The sequence below is a fragment of the Arthrobacter sp. NEB 688 genome (genome assembly GCF_013201035.1).
Lineage (GTDB): Bacteria > Actinomycetota > Actinomycetes > Actinomycetales > Dermatophilaceae > Phycicoccus.
In genome coordinates, this window is sequence record NZ_CP053707.1 from 2,749,127 (window position 1) to 2,765,187 (window position 16,061).

18 protein-coding genes are annotated in these 16,061 nt (G+C 74.5%); 9 read left to right on the forward strand and 9 right to left on the reverse strand.

Annotated features, from left to right (window positions below; all coding sequences use genetic code 11):
* Positions 1–35: 35 nt before the first annotated feature.
* From HL663_RS12895 to HL663_RS12905, 3 genes are all read left to right on the forward strand, one after another.
* Entirely contained in the window at positions 36–617 is a 582-nt protein-coding gene (locus tag HL663_RS12895) for a GNAT family N-acetyltransferase (protein ID WP_286175613.1), read from the forward strand.
* A gap of 104 nt (positions 618–721) precedes the next feature.
* Positions 722–1,033: a hypothetical protein gene (locus HL663_RS12900; RefSeq protein WP_173028754.1), complete on the forward strand. Its 312-nt coding sequence runs from the start codon at positions 722–724 to the stop codon at positions 1,031–1,033.
* Positions 975–2,156, forward strand: a complete 1,182-nt coding sequence (locus HL663_RS12905; RefSeq protein WP_173028755.1) for an HNH endonuclease signature motif containing protein — start codon at positions 975–977, stop codon at positions 2,154–2,156. The genes HL663_RS12900 and HL663_RS12905 overlap by 59 nt, the downstream gene beginning before the upstream one ends.
* 12 nt (positions 2,157–2,168) lie before the next feature.
* Here the strand turns inward: HL663_RS12905 and HL663_RS12910 are convergent, their stop codons facing one another.
* From HL663_RS12910 to HL663_RS12920, 3 genes are all read right to left on the reverse strand, one after another.
* Entirely contained in the window at positions 2,169–2,420 is a 252-nt protein-coding gene (locus HL663_RS12910) for a hypothetical protein (protein ID WP_173028756.1), read from the reverse strand.
* 298 nt (positions 2,421–2,718) lie between these two features.
* Positions 2,719–3,111, reverse strand: coding sequence for a nuclear transport factor 2 family protein (locus HL663_RS12915; protein ID WP_173028757.1), 393 nt, complete (start codon positions 3,109–3,111; stop codon positions 2,719–2,721).
* 10 nt (positions 3,112–3,121) lie between these two features.
* Positions 3,122–4,675, reverse strand: a complete 1,554-nt coding sequence (locus HL663_RS12920; RefSeq protein ID WP_173028758.1) for an amidohydrolase — start codon at positions 4,673–4,675, stop codon at positions 3,122–3,124.
* A 63-nt stretch (positions 4,676–4,738) separates the two neighbouring features.
* On the opposite strand from HL663_RS12920, the gene HL663_RS12925 reads away from it, so the two are divergent.
* Positions 4,739–5,134 carry a nitroreductase family deazaflavin-dependent oxidoreductase gene (locus tag HL663_RS12925; RefSeq protein ID WP_173028759.1) on the forward strand — a complete coding sequence of 132 codons (396 nt, stop codon included), beginning with the start codon at positions 4,739–4,741 and terminating at the stop codon, positions 5,132–5,134.
* On the opposite strand, the gene kdd is transcribed toward HL663_RS12925, so the two are convergent.
* A complete protein-coding gene (gene kdd, locus HL663_RS12930) occupies positions 5,131–6,189 on the reverse strand; it encodes an L-erythro-3,5-diaminohexanoate dehydrogenase (protein ID WP_173028760.1) in 1,059 nt (352 codons plus the stop codon). The genes HL663_RS12925 and kdd overlap by 4 nt on opposite strands.
* A gap of 87 nt (positions 6,190–6,276) precedes the next feature.
* Between kdd and HL663_RS12935 the strand changes: the two genes are divergently transcribed.
* Entirely contained in the window at positions 6,277–7,722 is a 1,446-nt protein-coding gene (locus HL663_RS12935) for a KamA family radical SAM protein (protein WP_173028761.1), read from the forward strand.
* Positions 7,723–7,745: 23 nt separating this feature from the next.
* On the forward strand, positions 7,746–8,231 hold the full coding sequence (gene ybaK, locus HL663_RS12940; RefSeq protein ID WP_173028762.1) for a Cys-tRNA(Pro) deacylase: 486 nt from the start codon (positions 7,746–7,748) through the stop codon (positions 8,229–8,231).
* Here the strand turns inward: ybaK and HL663_RS12945 are convergent.
* Positions 8,228–8,800 carry a helix-turn-helix domain-containing protein gene (locus HL663_RS12945; RefSeq protein ID WP_173028763.1) on the reverse strand — a complete coding sequence of 191 codons (573 nt, stop codon included), beginning with the start codon at positions 8,798–8,800 and terminating at the stop codon, positions 8,228–8,230. The two genes, ybaK and HL663_RS12945, sit on opposite strands and share 4 nt — an antisense overlap.
* 51 nt (positions 8,801–8,851) lie before the next feature.
* Between HL663_RS12945 and HL663_RS12950 the strand changes: the two genes are divergently transcribed.
* Complete coding sequence (locus HL663_RS12950; protein ID WP_173028764.1) at positions 8,852–9,808, forward strand: FAD-dependent oxidoreductase; 957 nt, start codon at positions 8,852–8,854, stop codon at positions 9,806–9,808.
* 76 nt (positions 9,809–9,884) lie between these two features.
* Here HL663_RS12950 and HL663_RS12955 read toward each other — a convergent pair whose 3' ends face one another.
* Positions 9,885–10,307, reverse strand: a complete 423-nt coding sequence (locus HL663_RS12955) for an Lrp/AsnC family transcriptional regulator (protein ID WP_173028765.1) — start codon at positions 10,305–10,307, stop codon at positions 9,885–9,887.
* Between the two features lie 66 nt (positions 10,308–10,373).
* Between HL663_RS12955 and HL663_RS12960 the strand changes: the two genes are divergently transcribed.
* Positions 10,374–11,318, forward strand: coding sequence for a 5'-3' exonuclease (locus HL663_RS12960; protein WP_173028766.1), 945 nt, complete (start codon positions 10,374–10,376; stop codon positions 11,316–11,318).
* Here the strand turns inward: HL663_RS12960 and HL663_RS12965 are convergent.
* Positions 11,296–11,733: a helix-turn-helix domain-containing protein gene (locus tag HL663_RS12965; RefSeq protein WP_173028767.1), complete on the reverse strand. Its 438-nt coding sequence runs from the start codon at positions 11,731–11,733 to the stop codon at positions 11,296–11,298. The genes HL663_RS12960 and HL663_RS12965 overlap by 23 nt on opposite strands.
* A gap of 105 nt (positions 11,734–11,838) precedes the next feature.
* On the opposite strand from HL663_RS12965, the gene HL663_RS12970 reads away from it, so the two are divergent.
* Positions 11,839–12,249, forward strand: coding sequence for a VOC family protein (locus HL663_RS12970; RefSeq protein ID WP_173028768.1), 411 nt, complete (start codon positions 11,839–11,841; stop codon positions 12,247–12,249).
* 7 nt (positions 12,250–12,256) lie between these two features.
* On the opposite strand, the gene HL663_RS12975 is transcribed toward HL663_RS12970, so the two are convergent.
* Both HL663_RS12975 and HL663_RS12980 read right to left on the reverse strand, forming a co-directional pair.
* A complete protein-coding gene (locus HL663_RS12975) occupies positions 12,257–15,070 on the reverse strand; it encodes a DEAD/DEAH box helicase (RefSeq protein WP_173028769.1) in 2,814 nt (937 codons plus the stop codon).
* Positions 15,071–15,115: 45 nt separating this feature from the next.
* Complete coding sequence (locus tag HL663_RS12980) at positions 15,116–16,003, reverse strand: YegS/Rv2252/BmrU family lipid kinase (RefSeq protein ID WP_173028770.1); 888 nt, start codon at positions 16,001–16,003, stop codon at positions 15,116–15,118.
* Positions 16,004–16,061: the final 58 nt, after the last annotated feature.

A 16,061-nucleotide genomic window follows, 5' to 3' on the forward strand; every position in this document is an offset into this window, starting at 1 on the left:
GGGGTGCGCGCCCCGGCCTCTGCTTCGATCGACGGGTGAGCGACGACCCCGCCCTGCCCCCGCTCCGTCCCCGCCGCAGCGGTGACCTCGTCCTGCGCGCGCCGACGGAGGCCGACGTGCCCGACGTGATGGTGTGGCGCAACCGCCCCGAGGTCGCCCGGTGGCTGCTGCGCACGACGATGACCGAGGCCGAGGTGCTCGGCCGCTTCCGGGAGCGCCCGGTCTGGACCGTCCCGGTCGCCGTCGAGCACGGGGGGCGGGTCGTCGGCACGGCGTTCGTCGACGTGCTGGACGGCATGGGGCAGGACGGCGGGACCGAGCACCTGCGCTCCGAGGGGCTCGTCGGGTACCTCTTCGACCCGGACGTGCACGGGCGCGGGTTCGCCACGCGGACGCTCGAGGTGCTGCTGGAGATCGCCTTCGCGGACCTCGGGCTGCGGCGCGTCACGGCCGGCTGCTTCGCGGACAACATCGCGTCGTGGAGGGTCATGGAGAAGGCCGGGATGCGGCGCGAGCAGCACGGCGTCCGCGACTCCTGGCACGCCGAGCTCGGGTGGGTCGACGGGCTCACGTACGGCCTGCTGCGTGAGGAGTGGGCGGCGCGCGGGTCCGGCTAGACGTCGGCCAAGCTGTCGCGGATCGGTTGTCGAACACGGGATTTGGTCGTCCACAGGTATGACCTGGGGCTTGTCCGTCGAACGGGTGTTCGGTAGAATGAGGCATGGACACCGAGACCCTCTCCGGCCGCGTCGCGGCGTTGCGCGAGGAGTGCGCGCGGCTGGGTCGTGAGCTGGTGGAGTCGGGTCGGGGGCTGTCGGTGGAGGAGGCTTTCGGGCTGGCGGGTGCGGCGCAGGGCCTGGCGAACGCGGCGGATGCCGTGGTCGCGGTGGCCGGGGCGTGGGGTGCGCGGGTGGAGACGACGGTGCGCTCGGGCTCGTGGGAGCGGGTGCACCCGCTGGGCTTTCGTCGACGCGATGGCCGCGACCCGGATGAGCCTGGCGACCGGGCTGACCGAGGGGCTGGCCGGTCGTAAGGCCGCGTTGGGTGCGGCGGTGGGTGAGCGGTTCCGGCGGGTGCGTGACCTGCTGGTCGAGGGGGTCGTCGCGGTCGCGGCCGTGCAGAAGGTGCTCGACGCGTGTGCGGGTCTGGACGTGGAGGCGTGCCTGCGGGTGGATGCCGAGCTCGCGCCCCGCCTGGCGCGGATGGACCCGGCCCGCGTTGCCGGCGAGGCCCGCCGGGTGGCGACCCGTGTCGCGGCCGACCAGGTCGCGGCGCACGTGGCGCTGCGCAGGCGCGGGCGGTGCGTGGAGGTCCGCCCCGGTGAGGACGGCCTGACGGACTGGTTCGCGTCCCTGCCGACGGCCACGTCGAGCGCGATGTGGGCGGCGGTCGAAGCGCTGGCCGGGGACTATCGCGCGTTCGACGACGCCCTGTCCGTGCCGGAGTCCCGCGCGGACGCCCTGACCGACCTGGTTCTGCGCAACGTGACGGTGTCCGCGCAGGTGACTCTCGGGGTCCCGGTGGTCACCGACCGGCCTGCGCCCGATGCGACGCCGGGGACGAGGTTCCGGGTGGACTGGGACGACGACGAGACCCTCGTCGACGCGACCACGGGCGAGATCGTCCGCTACGGCGACCTCGACGCGACCTCCCGGGAGGAGCTGTCGTGGCTGGAGGAGCTCGACGGTGACCTGACGGTGCTGCAGGCGGAGGTCACGCCCGGCTACGCCGTGTCCGGCACGCAGCTCCCCGGCCTGGGGTGGGTCGAGCCCGCGACGCTGGCCAACCTGCTGAGGCTGCTGCCGGTCGAGGTGGCCCGGGCCGTGCTCGAGGCCGACACCGGCACCCTCGCCTCCCTCACCACCGCGGCGTACCGGCCACCCAAGGCGATCGCCGAGTTCGTGAAGACCCGCGACGGGACCTGCCGGATGTGGGGCTGCACCCGCCCCGCCGCACACTGCGACCTCGACCACGTCCGACCCTGGCCCAGTGGCGACACGTCACCGACCAACCTCGCCGCGCTCTGCCGACGCCACCACCGCCTCAAGCAACAGGGCCGCTGGCGACCGGTGCTCGCACCCGACGGCACCCTCACCTGGCACGGACCCGACGGCACCACCCGCACCACCGAGCCCGCCCATCGCCTCCCGAACTGACCGGGGGACGACTCAGGGGGACGTCGGGAGGTCGGGCGGGAGGTCGCCCGTCCCGCCGTCGAAGAGCTCGCTCGAGGGGGCGCCGGGGAAGACGTCGTCGGCCCGGGACGAGACGTTGGCGAACACGACGAACGCGACGATCGCGACGAGGACGAAGAGCACGATCGAGGCCGGGCTGCTCGGTGGCCCACCCCCGGAGCGGCGACGTGCGCGGTGCTGCACGTGCTGGTCGTGCAGCCACAGCGGGTTGGAGGGGTCGTGCATGCCCGGCAACCCATGACCGGGCATCCCGTGCAGTCCGTGGCCGCCGATGCCGGACCCGGCATCGACGCCGCCCCCGCCCCATCCGGGGTCGGACCCTCCCCCGATGGATCCCGGGTCGAAGCCACCTCCGCTCGACCCGGTGTCGAAGCCGCCTCCGCTCGATCCCGAGTCGAAGCCCCCGCTCGCGCCGCCGTCGCTCATGACCGTCTCCCCACCGTCGTCGTGTGGTCCTCGTGCGGTGGACGCACCGGACGCGCGAAGCGTTGCACGACCCGTGCCGCCCGCGGGAGGAGTTCGGTCATCCGGTCGGCGTGCCCTGGTGGTGGAGCATCTGCCAGCCGTGCGCAGGGTGACGGCGCCACAGGGAGGTGCGGTGGGTGCGGCGGGGACCGGCGACGGACGTGTACTTCACGAGGACGAGGTCGTCGGCCAACCGCTGACCGCGCAGGTCGAGCACCTCGACGGCGTCATCGCCCCCCGTCGTCGCCGCCGCGACCCGCTCGGCGGTGCCGTCCTTCGTCAGCTCGCCACCGGAGCGACCGAACTCGTGGAAGTCGTCGGCGAGGAACGCGTCGAGACGTGCGGGGTCCGCGCGGCAGGCCGGCGACAGCGTCTCCAGCTCGAGGGCCAACACGAGCGCGACCGGGTCGGGAGGACGCCTCTCGCCGACGGTGACCCACGGCTCGTCCACCCGTGCCACCTCAGGCGCTCGCGTCGTGGAGGACGACCCCGTCGCGCACCGTGAGGAGGCACTCCGGCAGCGGTGCGCCGCCGCCGAGCACGGGCAGGCCGTCCGCGTCGTAAGCACCCACCGAGAAGACCGCGAAGGACGCCGACGCACCGACCGCGAGGACGCCGCCCTCCTGCCCCGCGAGGTCGTGGCCCCCGCGGGTGTGGGCCGCGAGCGCCGTCGCGGTATCGATGCGCTCGGCGACGTCCCGGTGCTCCACCGCGGCCCGCACCGCCACCCACGGGGCGAACGGCGTCACGGGCGAGTCGGCGCCGAAGGCCAGCCGCACGCCGGCGCGGCCGAACGACGCGAACGGGTTGGTCGAGAGGCCGCGGTCGGCCCCGAGGCGCGCGGCGTACATCCCCTCGCGGCCACCCCAGTAGGCGTCGAACGCGGGCTGCACGCTGGCCGCGATCCCGAGCCGGGCCATCGTCGCGATGCCGGACGCGTCGATCATCTCGGCGTGCTCCAGGCGCGGCCGAGAGGCCCGCACGGCCTCCTCCCCCACGAGCTCCGCGGCCTTGACGTACCCCTCGAGGACGAGGTCGAGCCCGGCGTCCCCGATGACGTGGAAGCCGCTCTGCACCCCCGCGAGCGCACAGGCCGCGACGTGGTCACGGACCCCGGTGGCGTCCCGGTACGCCGTTCCGCGACAGCCGTGCTCGTCGGTGTAGTCGTCGCGCAGCAGCGCCGTGTGCGACCCGATCGAGCCGTCGATGTTGAGGTCGCCGCCGAGGCCGACCGCCCCGTGCAGGCCGGCCAGCGCGCGCGCCTGCCCCGGCTCGGTGACCGCCTCGGCCCAGTAGCCGACGGTCCCCGGGAGGTCGGCGCGCCGGCCGAGGTCGAGCACGTCGGCGAAGTCCTCGGCCGAGGTGAGCAGCGGTCCCCCGCACTCGTGCACGGACACGATGCCCAGCGCCGCCGCGGCCCGCAGCGCCACCTCGATGTCCGCGCGACGGTCGGCGTGGCTGCCGGAGGCGTCGAAGGCCGCCCGCGCCGCGTTCTTCGCGTCGCGCACGACGAAGCCCGAGGCCGACCAGCCGTCGAGGGCGTCCGCGCCGCAGAGCGCCACGAGTGCGGTCGAGACGACGGCCGAGTGGCCGTCGATGCGGGACGCGTAGACCACGCCTCCCCCGGTCGCGCGGTCCAGCTCCATCGCGGTCATCGCCCGCTCGCGGGTCCAGTCCTGCTCCTGCCAGCCGTGCGCGAACACCGGCGCGCCGGGGTGCTCACGCGCGGCCGCCGCGACGAGGTCGAGGGCCTCGGTGACCGTCCGGGTCCCGGACAGGTCGACCCCGCGCATCCCGCGGCCGGTGTGCGAGACGTGGGCGTGCGCGTCGACGAACCCGGGCAGCACGAGCGCGCCGCCGAGGTCGACGACGGCGTCCACCGCGTCGGCGTGGCGCCCGGCGCCGTCCTCGTCGCCGAGCCAGGCGACGCGTCCGTCGTCACCGACGACGAGCGCCGTCGCGGCGGGGTGCTCGGGGGTGCGCACACGGGCGTTGCGGTACAGGGTCGTCGACACGGCGCCACTCTAGGAGCAGCCCGCCGGGAGGCGACGCCGCAGGTCCGGGTCCACGATGGAGGGGTGCCGTTCCCGAACGCCCTCCGCTCCGTCAACAAGCACGTGACGAACCGGCTGACCGTGCACCTCGTCGGCCACGGCTCCTTCGCCGAGGTCGAGCACGTCGGCCGCCGCTCGGGCCGGACCTACCGCAACCCGGTCAACGCCTTCCGGGACGGAGACCGCGTGACCTTCGCGCTGACCTACGGCCCCAGGGTCGACTGGCTGCGCAACGTCCGCGCCGCGGGTGGCTGCCGGCTCCGCCTCGGCGGCCAGGTCCTGACCCTCGGCGCGCCGGTCGACCTCGACCCGGCGGAGGGCCTGCGCCGCATGCCGGCCCCGGCCCGGGTCGTCCTGCGCCTGGCGTCGGTCGACGGCTTCGTCGAGATGCCCGTCCTGCGCGAGGACCCGGCCGGCTAGCCCTGGGCGGACAGGCGCGACTCGAACAGCCCGCGCACCGCGGGGTCGCGCCGGACGATGTCGACCGCGAGGTCGGCGTGCCCGGGGACGTAGCCGTTGCCGACGAGCATCCGGACGTCGGCCGCGAGCCCCTCGGCGCCGAGCGCGGCGGCCGCGAAGCTCGTGGCCATCGAGAAGTAGATGATCGTGCCGCCCTGGGCGGTCGCGAGCACGGCGGGCTGCTCGCAGCCGGGCACGTCGACGCAGACGACGGTCACGTCGGCCGGGCCGCCGGCGGCGGCGACCGCCTCGGACAGGCCGAGCGGGGAGCGGGCGTCGGCGATGACGACCTCGTCGGCCAGGCCGGTCGGGGCCAGCAGCTCGGCCTCCGCCTGCGTCGGCACGACGCCGATGCGGCGGCCGGCGCCGGCGTCCCGGGCGGCGGCGAGCGAGAGCGACCCGGACTTGCCGGCCGCGCCGAGGACGGCGACGGTCGGGGCGCTCCCCCGCGCCAGGTGCTCGGCGACGACGCGCGCGACGAGCGCCGGGGCGCCGCAGACGTCCATCACCATGAGGGCGAGGTCCGGGGAGAGGTCCTCCGGCAGCCGGGCCGCGATCGAGCGTCCGAAGAGCACGGCCGTCCCCGCCGCCGGGACCCGCTCGGAGCGGCCGTCCCAGCGCTCGAGCCCGTCGGTGAGGGTCAGCGGCGTCAGCGACAGCGAGACGAGGGTCGCGACCCGGTCGCCCACCGAGAGGCCGAGCGGCGACTCCGGGCCGACCTCGGCGACGGTGCCGACGAGCATCCCGCCCGAGCCGGTCACGGGGTTCTGCATCTTGCCGCGCTCCCGCACGATGGCGAGCACCTCGGCGCGCACGGCCTCGCCGTCGCCGCCGTGCTTCTCGGTCAGCTGGCGGAAGGAGGCCGCGTCGAGGTTGAGGGTCTCGACGTCGATGCGCACCTCGTCGGGCCACAGCTCCGGCCCGGGGTCGAGGACGCGGGCCGCCTGGGGCAGCGACGCGCCCGCGGGCTCGAGCACGCGGTGGAGGCCGACGGGTGAGCCGGGGGTCGTCCGCACAAGAATCTCCTCGATATCCGACACGCCGCCGCATTTCTTGCGGCCAGCGCGTGCATAGGGCGCCATCCGTCCCGTATCCTGCCACGCATGGCGACGAGCATCGAGCAGCCCTACGCATACCGACGGCGTGAGCTGGTGGAACCGGACTGGACGCGACTGCCCGGCTGGCGGGACGTGACCGCGGCCGAGTGGGAGAGCGCGCAGTGGCAGCGGGCCCACTGCATCAAGAACGTCGGGCAGCTGCGCGCCGTCATGGGCGACCTGCTCGAGGACCGCTTCTACGACGACGTGGACCGCGACCAGGCCGAGCGCGCGACGATGTCGATGCTCGTCCCGCCGCAGATGCTCAACACGATGGTCGCCTCGACCGACACCCCGATGCCGGCCGCGGGCGCCGCGTTCACCGACGCGTTCTACGCCGACCCGGTGCGCCGCTACATGCTGCCGGTCTTCTCCGACCGCCGCACCGACTGGGCCAGCCACCCCTTCGCGACGCGCGACAGCCTCCACGAGCACGACATGTGGGCGGTCGAGGGGCTGACCCACCGCTACCCCACGAAGGTCCTCGCCGAGATGCTCCCGACGTGCCCGCAGTACTGCGGCCACTGCACGCGGATGGACCTCGTCGGCAACTCGACGCCGCAGTTCACCAAGCTCAAGCTCGCCGGCAAGCCGGTCGACCGCTACGCCGCGATGCTCGACTACCTCCAGCGCACGCCCGGCGTCCGCGACGTCGTGGTCTCCGGCGGCGACGTCGCGAACATGCCGTGGAAGAACCTCGAGGGCTTCCTCGACAAGCTCCTCGACGTCGACACCATCCGCGACATCCGGCTCGCGACCAAGGCGCTCATGGGCCTGCCGCAGCACTGGCTGCAGCCCGACGTCGTCGAGGGCGTCGCCCGGGTCAGCGCCAAGGCCCGCTCGCGCGGCGTCTCGCTCGCCATCCACACGCACGTCAACAACGCCGAGTCGGTGACCCCGCTCGTCGCGCAGGCCGCCCGCGCGATGCTCGACGCCGGCGTGCGCGACGTGCGCAACCAGGGCGTCCTCATGCGTGGCGTCAACGACTCCTCCGAGCAGCTGCTCGACCTCTGCTTCGCCCTCCAGGACGAGGCGAGCATCACCCCGTACTACTTCTACATGTGCGACATGATCCCGTTCGCCGAGCACTGGCGGCTCTCGCTGGCCGAGGCCCAGCACCTGCAGCACGCGATCATGGGCTACCTGCCCGGGTTCGCGACGCCGCGCATCGTCTGCGACGTGCCCTTCGTCGGCAAGCGCTGGGTGCACCAGGTCGACAGCTACGACACCGAGAAGGGGATGTCGTTCTGGCGCAAGAACTATCGCACCTCGATCGAGGGTGACGACGCCGAGGCGCTGTCGCGCGAGTACGTCTACTACGACCCGATCTACACCCTCCCCCAGAGCGGGCAGGACTGGTGGCGCGCCAACACCGACGTCGAGGCGGTGCACGAGCAGGCCGTCGCCGGCGCCGGTGCGTCCCGCGCCGCGTCGGTCGCCGACCTCGTCTGAGCACCGCCCCTAGGCTCGGCGGCATGGTCCGCCGCGCCGCCTCCGGGACGCCCGCCACCGTGGCCCTCACGGCGGCGGGCGTCGCGTTCTCCCAGCACCCCTACGACCACGACCCCGCGGCGCCGTCGTACGGGCTCGAGGCCGCGCACGTGCTCGGGCTGCCGGCCGAGCAGGTCTTCAAGACGCTGCTCGTCGACACCGGCGCCGGCCTCGCCGTCGCCGTGGTGCCCGTGTCGGGGCAGCTCGACCTCAAGGCGATGGCCGGCGCCCTCGGCGTCAAGCGGGTGACGATGGCCGACCCCGCGGCCGCCGAGCGCTCCACCGGCTATGTCGTCGGCGGCATCTCGCCGGTCGGCCAGAAGCGCCCGCTGCCGACCGTCGTCGACGAGTCCGCGGAGCTCTTCGAGGTCGTCTACGTCTCCGGCGGTCGACGGGGGCTCGACCTCGGGCTCGCGCCCGGCGACCTCGTCCGCGTCACCGGGGCGACGCTCGCCGACATCGGCCGCTAGTCCCGACGGCGCGGGCGTGCCCGCACGTGCATCCGCTCCCCCTGCGGCCCCATGATGCTCAACAGCTCGACGGGGTGCTCGTCCGCGCAGCCGAACCAGTGCGGGGTGCGCGTGTCGAACTCGGCCACCTCGCCGACGCCGAGGACGACGTCGTGCTCGGCGAGGACGAGGCGCAGCCGCCCGTCGAGGACGTAGATCCAGTCATAGCCCTCGTGGCTGCGCGGGTCCGGCGAGCGCCCGTCGGGGCGCAGCACCATCTTGAACGCGCGCGGGCCGCCGACGCGCTCGGTCAGCGGGACGACCTGGGCGTAGGGGTGCTCCACCGGCTGCAGGTGGACGCGCGGGTCGCCGGTGCGCGGGGCGTCGACGAGCTCGTCGAGGGTCACCCGGTAGACGCGGGCGAGCCCGACGAGGAGCTCGAGCGTCGCCCGCCGCGCCCCCGACTCCAGCCGCGAGAGGGTGCTCACCGAGATGCCGGTGTCGGCCGAGACCTCGGCGAGGGTCATCCCGCGGCGGGTGCGCACCTCGCGCAGGCGCCGGCCCACGGCGGTCGGGTCGAGGTTTGCCACTCCGGCAACGTACCTTGCCGGCCGCGCCCCGTCACCCGCATCGTCGTCGGCATGACCTCCTCACCCGACCCCCGTCCCGTCGACGTCCTCGTGGTCGGCGGTGGCGCCGCCGGCCTCTCCGCCGCGACCGTGCTCGCCCGCTCGCGCCGCTCGGTCGTCGTGCTCGACGCCGGCGAGCCCCGCAACGCCCCGGCCGACGGCGTCCACGCGCTCCTCGGCCACGACGGCGTGCCGCCGCTCGTGCTGCTGGCCCGCGGCCGCGCCGAGCTGGAGTCCTACGGTGGCCGCGTCGTCAACACAGCGGCGACCGACGCCCACCACGAGGGCGACCACGTCGTCGTCCGCTCCGCCGACGGTGGTGCGTGGGCGGCCCGCCACCTCGTGCTCGCCGGGGGCGCCGTCGACGTGCTCCCCGACGTCCCGGGGCTGCACCGCCACTGGGGCGGCGCGGTCGTCCACTGCCCCTACTGCCACGGCTGGGAGGTCCGCGACCGCCGGGTCGTCGTCCTCGCGACGAGCCCGATGGCGCTGCACCAGGCCGGCCTGTTCGGGCAGCTGACCGACGACCTCGTCGTCCTCGTCCACGACGCGAGCGCCCTCGACCCGGCGGCGCGCGAGCGGCTGGCGCGGCTCGGCGTCGAGGTGGTCGACGGTCCGGCCACCGGGGTCGTCGAGTGCGACGGGGTCCTCGTCGGGCTGGAGACGCCGGGCGGGGTCGTGCGCGCGGACGCGGTGGCCGTGGCGACGCGGGTCGAGGCCCGCCCCGACCTCCTGGACGACCTCGGCCTGGAGCTCGTCGACCTCGAGATGCACGGGGTCGTCCTGGCCCGCCACGTCGCGGCCGACCCGGTCGGACGCACGGCCGTCCCCCGGGTCTGGGTGGCGGGCAACGCGACCGAGCCGATGGGTCAGGTCGTCATGGCGGCCGCCGCCGGTACGCGGACCGGGGCGATGGTCAACGCCGACCTCGTGACGGAGGACCAGGAACGCCGCCTCGCGACGCGCTGACCCGCCGGACCTCAGCGGTGGGCGTCGGCCGCGCGCCGAACGTGGTGCAGGTCGCTCGGGAGGCCCGGCGGGATGCTCACTCCCACGGGGTCGAGAGCACCACCGTGGTCCGGGTCGAGACGTGCGCCGCGCCGCGGATGCGGGCGATGAGCTCCTCGAGCTCGGCGGGCGTCGCGACCCGCACCTTGAGGATGTAGTTCTCGTCGCCGGCGACCGAGTGGCACTCCTCGATCTGGTCGATGTCCTGGAGCTTCTCCGGCACGTCGTCGGGCTGGCTCGGGTCCAGGGGCGTCACGGACATGAACGCGGTGAGCTGACGGCCGACCGCGCGGTGGTCGATGCGGGCCGTGTAGCCCTTGATGACCCCCCGCTGCTCGAGCCGGCGGACCCGCTGGTGCACCGCGGAGGTGGACATGCCGAGGGCCTTGCCGAGGTCGGTGTAGCTGGTCCGGCCGTCCTCGGTGAGCAGGTCGACGATGCGCCGGTCGAGGTCTTCCACGCCGTCAGACTAGTGCGCGCTCCCCCGCGACCACCCGGACTCGCCGACCCGCCGTAGGCTCCCCGCATGGCGCTCGACGACGGACGACTCCCGAAGCTGCTGCTGCTCGACTCCGCCTCGCTGTACTTCCGGGCCTTCTACGGCGTCCCGGACCAGCGCAAGGACGCCTCCGAGACGCCGACCAACGCGCTGCGCGGGTTCCTCGACATGATCTCCACGCTCGTGACGCAGCACCGCCCCACGCACCTCGTCGCGTGCTGGGACGACGACTGGCGGCCGCAGTGGCGCGTCGACCTCGTGCCCACGTACAAGACGCACCGGCTGACCGAGGGGTCCGACGTCGCCGAGGAGAGCCCGGACGACCTCACGCCGCAGGTGCCGCTGATCCGCGAGGCGCTGGCCGCCGTCGGCATCGCCCGCATCGGGGTGCCCGACCACGAGGCCGACGACGTCATCGGCACGCTGACCACGCGGCACCACGGCGTCATGCCGGTCGACGTCGTCACCGGTGACCGCGACCTGCTCCAGCTCGTCGACGACGCGCAGGCCGTCCGCGTCCTCTACACCGGCAAGGGCGGCGTGCGCGAGCCCGACATCGCGACCCAGTCGATGCTCCGCGAGAAGTACGGCGTCCCCACCGGCGAGGCCTACCTCGAGATGTCGGTCCTGCGCGGAGACACCAGCGACGGGCTGCCGGGCGTCAAGGGGATCGGCGACAAGACCGCCGCCCAGCTCATCGAGCAGTACGGCTCGCTCGCCGCCCTGCGCGCGGCCGTCGACTCGGGCGACCCAGCCATCAAGGGGGCCCGGCGGGCCAACCTCGAGGCCGCCGCCTCCTACCTCGACGTCGCCCCCACGGTCGTCCGGGTCGTGCGCGACGCGCCCGTCCCCGAGGTCGACCTCGCGCTGCCCTCGCAGGTCGCCGACCGCCTGGCGCTCGACGAGCTCGCGGCGCGGCACGGCATCGAGAACCCCGTGGCCCGGTTGCTCACCGCCCTCGGGATCGCCTGACCGCGTCGCCGGTCCGCTCCCCGCTCGGGCGTGTCCACCGCATCCGGAACGCCGTCGGCACGAACCCGGTGGCCGGGTCCTCAGCGCGTCGGAACTCGCTGGGAGAGAGCCCGACCACCTCGGTGAACGTGCGGCTGAAGGTGCCGAGGCTGGAGAACCCCACGGCCATGCACACGTCGGTGACGGGGGTGTCGGTGGTGCGCAGCAGGGTCATCGCCCGCTCGATGCGGCGTCGCTGCAGGTAGCGGTGCGGCGTCTCACCGAAGACCGCACGGAACTCGCGGATGAAGTGCGCGCGGCTCATGTGTGCCACCCGGGCCAGGGCCTCGATGTCGAGCGGCTCGGTGCTGTGGCGGTCGACGAGGTCCCGCGCCCGGAGCAGCCGCCGGTTGCGGTCCTCCTCGGCGGCGCTCACCGGGCCACCGTACGGTGGCCCGCCCGCACCGCGCACTTTCGGAGAAGCGACCCGCCGTCCCCCCGCCCTAGCGTCGTCCCCGACACCCGAACCGGAAGGACCGCCATGCTCACCCGCAACAACATCTCCTCGATCTTCGTCCTCGACCAGGACGAGGCGCTGCGCTTCTACACCGAGGTCCTGGGGCTCGAGGTGGAGCAGGACATGGACTTCGGCCCGATGCGCTGGCTCACCGTGCACGTGCCCGGCGACCCCAAGTCCATCCTCCTCGAGAAGCCCGGTGCCCCGGCGCACGACGAGGCGACCGCCGAGCAGGTGCGCGCCCTCGTGACCAAGGGCGCCGGCGGAGGCTGGCTCGCCTTCACGACCGACGACGTCGAGGAGATGTTCGCGCGGGTGCAGGCCGCCGGCGCCAACATCACCCAGGAGATCGTCGCCCAGCCCTACGGCCGGGACTTCGCGCTGCGCGACCCGTTCGGCAACCACATCCGGATCGGCGAGATCTTCGGCGGCTGAGGTCTCCTCAGTCGAGGCGGTCGGCCGCGACGACGCCGCGCATCACCGCGTCGACCGCCGTGCGCGCCGTGCGGCGCAGCTGGGTGTCGGTGGCGGCGTCACCGATCTGGTCGAGCAGGTCGACGAGCTGCTTGCAGCGGCGCACGAAGTCGCCGGCGGCCATGTCCTGGCCGCGCAGCACGTCGTCGAGCCGCCCGCCGGACGCCCAGCGGTGCACCATCCACGCCATGCCGCCGTCGGGCATCGAGGTGGTCGGCAGGTCGTGCTCGGTCTCGAGCACCTCGATGCCGGCCCAGAGGCGCTCCATCTCGCGCACGGCCTCGGCGACGTCGTCGTTCGGCATCCGCGGCGAGACGTCGGCCTCCTCGTGCCGCGGCTCGTGGACCAGGGCGGAGACGGCCGCCGCCAGCCCCGGGGCGTCGAGGCGCTTCCACACGTCGTGGCGCAGGCACTCGGCGGCCAGCAGGTCCTTCTCGGTGTAGAGCCGGCGCAGCCGCTCCCCGCGCTCGGTGACGACCGTGCCCTGCTCGGCGAGGTAGCCGAGGGACTCCAGCGCCTCGCAGATGCGGTCGAAGGTCCGGGCCACGGTGTTGGTGCGCCCCTCGACCCGCCGCTGCAGGCCGGTCGTCTCGCGCTTGAGGCGCCACCAGCGCTCGGCCCACCGGGCGTGCTCCTCGCGCCGGGGGCACTGGTGGCAGGGGTGCTCGCGCAGCTGCCGGCGCAGGTGGTCGGTCAGGTCGGTGTCCGCCGCGGTGACGTCGGTGCGGCCGCGGCGCGAGGGCGCGTCCTCGAGGCCGTGCGGCGTCGCGACGCGCAGGGCGGTGGCCAGGTCGCGGCGCGACTTCGGCGACTTCGGGTTGAAGTGCTTCGGCACGGCCACGTGGGCCATCGCCTCGACCGGCTCGGGCACGTCGACGAGGGTCAGCCGCCGGAACTGCTTGTCCTCGGTGACGACCGCCGGCCCGGTCGGCGCGCCCTTGGCGGTGCGGGCCGGCTGGACGACGACCGCCCACCCGGCCCGTCGCCCGGCGGGGATGCGGATGACGTCGCCGACGCGCAGCGCCTCCATCGACACCGCGGCCTCGGCCCGGCGTGACGCGGCCCGGGCCTTGCGACCGTCCTTCTCGGCGTCGGCGAGCTCGCGGCGGATGCGGGCGTACTCGCGGAAGTCGCCGAAGTCGCAGTGCATCGCCTCGGCGTAGCCGTCGAGGCCGTCCTCGTTCTTGCGCAGCTGGGTCGCGAGCCCGACGACGGCGCGGTCGGCCTGGAACTGCGCGAAGGAGGTCTCGAGCAGCTCGCGGGTCGTCTCGCGGCCGACCTGCCGGACGAGGTTGACGGCCATGTTGTACGTGGGCCGGAAGCTCGAGCGCAGCGGGTAGGTACGGGTCGACGCGAGACCGCCGACGGCCATCGGGTCCATCCCCCGGGTCCACTGGACGACCGCGTGCCCCTCGACGTCGATGCCCCGGCGCCCGGCGCGCCCGGTCAGCTGCGTGTACTCGGCGGGCGTGATGTCGACGTGGGCCTCGCCGTTGTACTTGACGAGCTTCTCGAGGACGACCGTGCGCGCGGGCATGTTGATGCCGAGGGCCAGTGTCTCGGTGGCGAACACGGCGCGGATGCGACCGTCGGTGAACAGCTCCTCGACGATCTCGCGGAAGAGCGGGAGCATCCCGGCGTGGTGCGCCGCGAAGCCGCGGCTCAGCCCCTCGAGGAAGTCCCAGAAGCCGAGGACCCCGAGGTCCTCGTCGGCCAGCGACTCGACCCGCTCCTCGACGTGCCGGCGGATGCGCTCGCCCTCGCGCTCGGGGACGAGGCGGACCCCGGCCGAGAGCAGCTGCCCGACGGCGGCCTCGCAGCCGACCCGGCTGAAGATGAAGGTGATCGCCGGGAGCAGGCCCTCGCGCTCGAGGTCGAGGACGACCTCGGCGCGGGTGGCGCCACCCGCCGGACGGCTGCCGCGCGCGAACCCGCGGCCGCCCGCTCCCCCACCGGGACCGCGCGGGGCCTGGTGGTCGCGCCGCCCCCGGCCGCCGCGGTGGCCGCCGCCCGTGGGCCCGCCGAGCCGGCGCGCGTCCTCGGTGTGCCGGCCGCGCTGCTCGGCGCTGCGGATCGCGTGGAGCAGGTCGGGGTTGACCCGGTTGCCCGCGAAGAGGTCGAACATCGTCGTGCCGACGAGCATGTGCTGGAACAGGGGCACCGGCCGGTGCTCCGAGACGACGACCTCGTGGTTGCCGCGCACCTCGGCCAGCCAGGCGCCGAACTCCTCGGCGTTGCTCACCGTCGCCGAGAGGGAGACGACCTGCACCGACTCGGGCAGGTGGATGATGACCTCCTCCCAGACGGCGCCGCGGAAGCGGTCGGCGAGGTAGTGCACCTCGTCCATGACGACGTAGCCGAGCCCGGTGAGGGTCGAGGAGCCGCCGTACATCATGTTGCGCAGCACCTCGGTCGTCATGACGACGACGGGGGCCTCGCCGTTGACCGAGCTGTCGCCGGTCAGCAGGCCGACGTTCTCGGCGCCGTGCACGCGCACGAGGTCGTGGTACTTCTGGTTCGAGAGGGCCTTGATCGGCGTCGTGTAGAACGCCTTCCGCCCGGTGGCGAGGGCCAGGTGCACGGCGAACTCGCCGACGATCGTCTTGCCGGCGCCCGTCGGGGCGGCGACGAGGACGCCCTGGCCCGACTCGACGGCCTCGCAGGCCTGGAGCTGGAAGTCGTCGAGGGGGAAGTCGAGGGCGGCGACGAAGCGGCCGAGCTCGGACCGTTCCCGTCGGGACCGCGCCTGGGCCGCGGCGTACCGCTCGGCGGGACTGGGCATGGCCTCAGGCTACGTCAGGGGTGCGTCACCGGAGGGCGGCGCGGGTCAGGCGAGGACGGACACGGCACCCGGCACGGCCTCGACCTCGAGCGGCAGCGGTCCGAAGCGCTCGCCGTCCGCGTACGCGACGATGCCGGTCGCCTCGAGCGTGACCCGGCGGGCCCGCAGCACCTCGACGGCCGGGTGCCCGACGTGCGCGCCGCTGAAGACCTTCGGGAAGACGCGGAGGAACTCGGGCACCGGCAGGCGGTGCAGGACGAGGACGTCGAGCAGCCCGTCGTCGAAGCGCGCGTCGGGCGTCACCCGCATCCCGCCGCCGTACGAGGGGCCGTTGCCGACCGCGACGAGCATCGCCTCGGTCTCGTGCCGCTCGCCGTCGAGGGTCAGGGCGTACGGGATGGGGCGGAAGACCGGCAGCTCCCGGACGATCGCGAGGTTGTAGCGCATCCGGCCCTTCGGCCAGCGCCACTGGTTGGCCCGCTCGTTGACGACCGCGTCGAACCCGGCGGCGAGCACCCCGAGGAACCACCGCTCCTCCCCCGCCGGTGTCACGTGCCGCGCGGCGTCGACGGCCCGCGTGCGCCCGGCGAGGATGCGCTCGACGGCCGCCGCCGCGTCCCGGACGGGCAGCCCGAGCTCGCGGGCGATGTCGTTGCCGGTTCCCGCCGCGACGATGCCGAGCGGGATGCCCGTCCCGGCGACGAGGTTCGCGCCGAGGTGCACCATCCCGTCACCGCCGGCGACCACGAGGGCGTCGACGGAGCGCTCGGCGACGGCGGCGCGGCCGTGCGCGAGGGCCCCCGCCGCGTCGGCGGCCGAGAGGTCGACGACCTCGGCGCCGGCGGCCCGCAGGAGGGTCAGGGCCTCGACGCCCACGCGGGCGCCGGTGTTCCTGCCCGACGTGGGGTTGACGACGAGGCCGAGGCGCGGCATGGGCCGAACGCTATCGCCGCCGCGACCGACCCGCACGGGGTTCCGGGCCCCCGGCCGG